Raw genomic sequence first — 3,395 nt, 5'->3', positions numbered from 1 at the left:
TAGCAGACTGAGAATCGCATTTCCATGAATCAGTGTCAAGAGTCATAGACGTCAATTTGGCGGGTGGATTTCTTTTGCCTTTTGAAAGGTGAGAGGAAATGCAAATTCTAGCAACTGTTACGTCCGTGTTACACGGGCGAAGGAATAGTTTTGCCCAACCTGAACTGCATAAAATGCAGGGCAGGGGGGTAAACAGATGGGTGATTTACAAACAGCTTTGCTTGGCCAAGTCAGCACTCGATCTCAATGATCGCTGCCTCGCCGTGCTGAGCTCGCTTTTGTCATTTCTCCCTGACGATGACATGAATGAGAAAACTGGCCTCGTCGTTTTCCCGTCCAATCGTCAGCTTTCGCTACGTGCTCATGGCATGCCTGAATCGACGTTGCGCCGTCACCTCGCTTCACTGGTCGAAGCCGGGATCATCGCGCGCAAAGATAGCCCGACGCGTAAGCGCTATGCTCATAAGGACAGGGAAGGCGGCGTTGAACTTGCCTTCGGCTTTTCCTTTGCGCCTTTGCTTGATCGCGCGTCAGAAATTGCCGTTATCGCCGATCAAATTCTCGCCGATCAGAAAACACTGAAGCGTCTACGCGACGAAGTGTCAGTCATACGAAGAGACCTGGCATCGGCTTTTGCGGATATGGTCCAGAAAACAGGTGAACCTGGGGAATGTCTCGAAGCATTGTTTGTTCGCTTTCGCACTGTTGTCGACGCTATCCCTCGCCGCGCATCTCTTGATGAACTGTCCGCGATCAGGGCCGCTCTTGAAGCCATTCGTGGTGAAATGGCTATCACTTTGAAAACAATAGGGATTGTTCAAGAAATGAGCGGCAGCGTCGCCCAATATGAGCGGCAGCATAATGAATCCCTGCCAGAATCCCTTTTTGAATCTCAAAATGGCAAAAAGATTGATTTGAGAGCGGCTTCTGCGGAAACACCAGTTCCCGTGAAAGCTGAACGGCAAACTCCTGTCGAGTTAATGCCATCCATTTCTCTCGACCAGGTGCTAAGAACATGTCCAGATATTTGCGAATACGGAACCAACGGAATTGGCACATGGCGTGAGCTTCTTGATGCTTCACGTATTGTCTCGTGCTTTCTCGGCATCAGTCAATCAGCCTATCAGGAAGCTATCCGTTTCATGGGGTCAGAAACCGCTTCGACCGCTATTGCCTGGATTCTGCAGAAACTATCGGCCATCAAATCGCCTGGCGGTTATTTGAGATCCCTTACCCAAAAGGCAAGGGCAGGGACCTTTTCAATCTCTCAACTGCTGTTTTCGGGCATAAGAAGCTATCGAAACCTGACATAATCAACGCTGCATTTCCGCATCCCAAATCATCATACACCATCTTTCGGGACATGATCCGCGATGTGCGTTGGCTCCTTTGGCGTGGACATTCAAGACAATCTGTACTATAAATTGGTGCAGATGAACGGAGTCGGAACATGGTCGTGTCCGTCAGAAGATCGTCCGCAGCTATCGCCGATGTTGTCGAGGTTCTTGCCCGTCATAATCCATGGGCAAGGACCGCAAAGTACGATGTACCCCACTCACAAAGCTTGCACAACAAGCCCTTCGTCACTGTCTCAAGGAGACGCCCAGAAATCTAAGCGCAACGGCGCTCTTTCCGAACATACATGGTGGCAAGCTCAGCGCTGACGGCGTGCAGGTACTGCTGAACAGATATATTGCCAAAGCGCGTCAGCAATGCGCATCTCGAACTGAAGGAATCTGCACTCGCAAAGCTGAAGCCGTACGAACGCGCCAAGGCCGAGCGATTTTGACCAAGCGACCGGCTTCTGGAATTCCTGAACGCCCTCTGAGCATAAGAACTATGCCGCGTGTCACCCGCCGGCACACGGCCGAACCCTCCGGGAACGCCTATGGACCGTTCCTGTCAGAAGAGACATTCGGCATAGATTCTTGGTCGGCATAAACATGCAAAATGAACAGCGTCGATCCACTCGACTGGCCTGTAACCGAAATCGAAGCCCTTATGCATTGGAACTTCAAGCCTAACGCCATCGGCTGACCGCTTACGATTCTGTAGCAAAAATTCGGTTGGGGCGGAGGCCGGCTTTCCAGTAGTAGCTTGCCACCATCGCCAGACATGCAAGGCCGCATTCTGCGACTTCGGTTTGCAAAAATAACCGGCAACTGACGTTTCAGTGAAAAGGAAACGTTCAGCCCATGCATTATCACGGGTTTTCCGCGACTTGATCCGCCGTCCAGCCGCGCAAACTGTAAAGCGGTTCTAACAGCCATTGATAAAGTGGGCGTTTATCCAACAGCAAATCCGCTTCAACGCTCATGCCAACTCGCAATGGCTCGGCTTTTCCATAAGCCAGAACATTATTCTGATCCGGCCGGACTGTAATTCGGTATGAAGCGGCCGAGGCCTGCGGTTGAGCGGCAAGTGCGTCAGCGTCCATTTCTGCTTGTCGCAGCATCACACGCGATACTTTGGTAATCTGTCCGCCATACTGGCCGAATTTCTGATAGGGGAAGGCCGTATAGCGCAATAGTATGCGCGCACCTTCCCGTATAAAACCAATCGCGTTGCTATCGGCAAGTAGATGAACTTCCATGGTTTCACCGGTCGGCAAAATCGATACGAGGGATGAACCGGCTGCGACCAACTGACCGGAATGCGCCATTACAGCTGCAACCGTGCCACTTGCAAGAGCAGAAACCACAACGGCCCGGCGCGCTTCTACTTGCGCTAATTGCTCTTTCAGTATCGATATCTGCTGGTGTATTTCTCCAAGCTTAATGGCTGCAGACGCATCAAATCCTGCGAGTTTAGAGCCAATCTCCGATGTCATGCCGTCAAGCTGCACGCGCTGTCTGCGCAATGCTTCAAGCTGTTGGCGGCTTTGCATGTAATTTTGCTCAGCAGTATCGAAACTGCGTTCCAATGTAATGCCCCGATCAACCAGCTTGCGATATTTGTCGGCACGTGGTTGCAGCACCGAAATAGAAGCACTTGTCTGTTCAATCTGCGCATCAACGCGCTCGATCTCTCGCTCAATAGCAGCTTTGCGTTCGGCTAGAGAATGTTTATCAACCTGATCTAGTTGCACCCGCTGCCTGATCGCTTCACCAAACTCGTCAATTCTGCGTTGCAGTTTTTCTTTAACGAAGGCCTCTGTTTCTCCAAGGTTTGTCGTCGTATCCGTTCCCAGCACCACAGCGCCGTAAACGCGAACACGGCGCGTATATTGACCAAACGTGAGAACCGCGATAATTTGCGCGAGTATCAAGCAGCTAATGACAGCAGCAAGCTGAACCGAAACCGGCGGGCTCAGACGGGAGCTGCCAAGCCAAACATCGCGTCTCGCTTCGACCGTTTCCTTGCGGAAAAGTAATAAATTCATGTTCATTAATTAA

3 protein-coding genes are annotated in these 3,395 nt (G+C 51.2%); 1 reads left to right on the top strand and 2 read right to left on the bottom strand.

The features are described from left to right. Positions 1-98 precede the first annotated feature (98 nt). Positions 99-1,313, top strand: a complete 1,215-nt coding sequence (gene repC / locus ACTJKP_RS26535; protein WP_440632785.1) for a plasmid replication protein RepC — start codon at positions 99-101, stop codon at positions 1,311-1,313. A 728-nt stretch (positions 1,314-2,041) separates the two neighbouring features. On the opposite strand, the gene ACTJKP_RS26530 is transcribed toward repC, so the two are convergent. Both ACTJKP_RS26530 and ACTJKP_RS26525 read right to left on the bottom strand, forming a co-directional pair. Next, positions 2,042-2,149: a cysteine peptidase family C39 domain-containing protein gene (locus tag ACTJKP_RS26530; RefSeq protein ID WP_440632784.1), complete on the bottom strand. Its 108-nt coding sequence runs from the start codon at positions 2,147-2,149 to the stop codon at positions 2,042-2,044. 54 nt (positions 2,150-2,203) lie between these two features. Then, positions 2,204-3,388: an HlyD family secretion protein gene (locus ACTJKP_RS26525; protein WP_440632673.1), complete on the bottom strand. Its 1,185-nt coding sequence runs from the start codon at positions 3,386-3,388 to the stop codon at positions 2,204-2,206. Positions 3,389-3,395 lie beyond the last annotated feature (7 nt).

Source organism: Brucella sp. 22210 (assembly GCF_052045675.1).
GTDB lineage: Bacteria > Pseudomonadota > Alphaproteobacteria > Rhizobiales > Rhizobiaceae > Brucella.
Note: the sequence above shows the minus strand (reverse complement) of the source record. Positions and strands in the feature narration are given on the sequence as shown.

Coding starts and splice junctions, on each gene's coding strand:
- repC (WP_440632785.1), top strand. CDS start 99: ATGCAAATTCTAGCAACTGTTACGTCCGTGTTACACGGGCGAAGGAAT.
- ACTJKP_RS26525 (WP_440632673.1), bottom strand. CDS start 3,388: ATGAACATGAATTTATTACTTTTCCGCAAGGAAACGGTCGAAGCGAGA.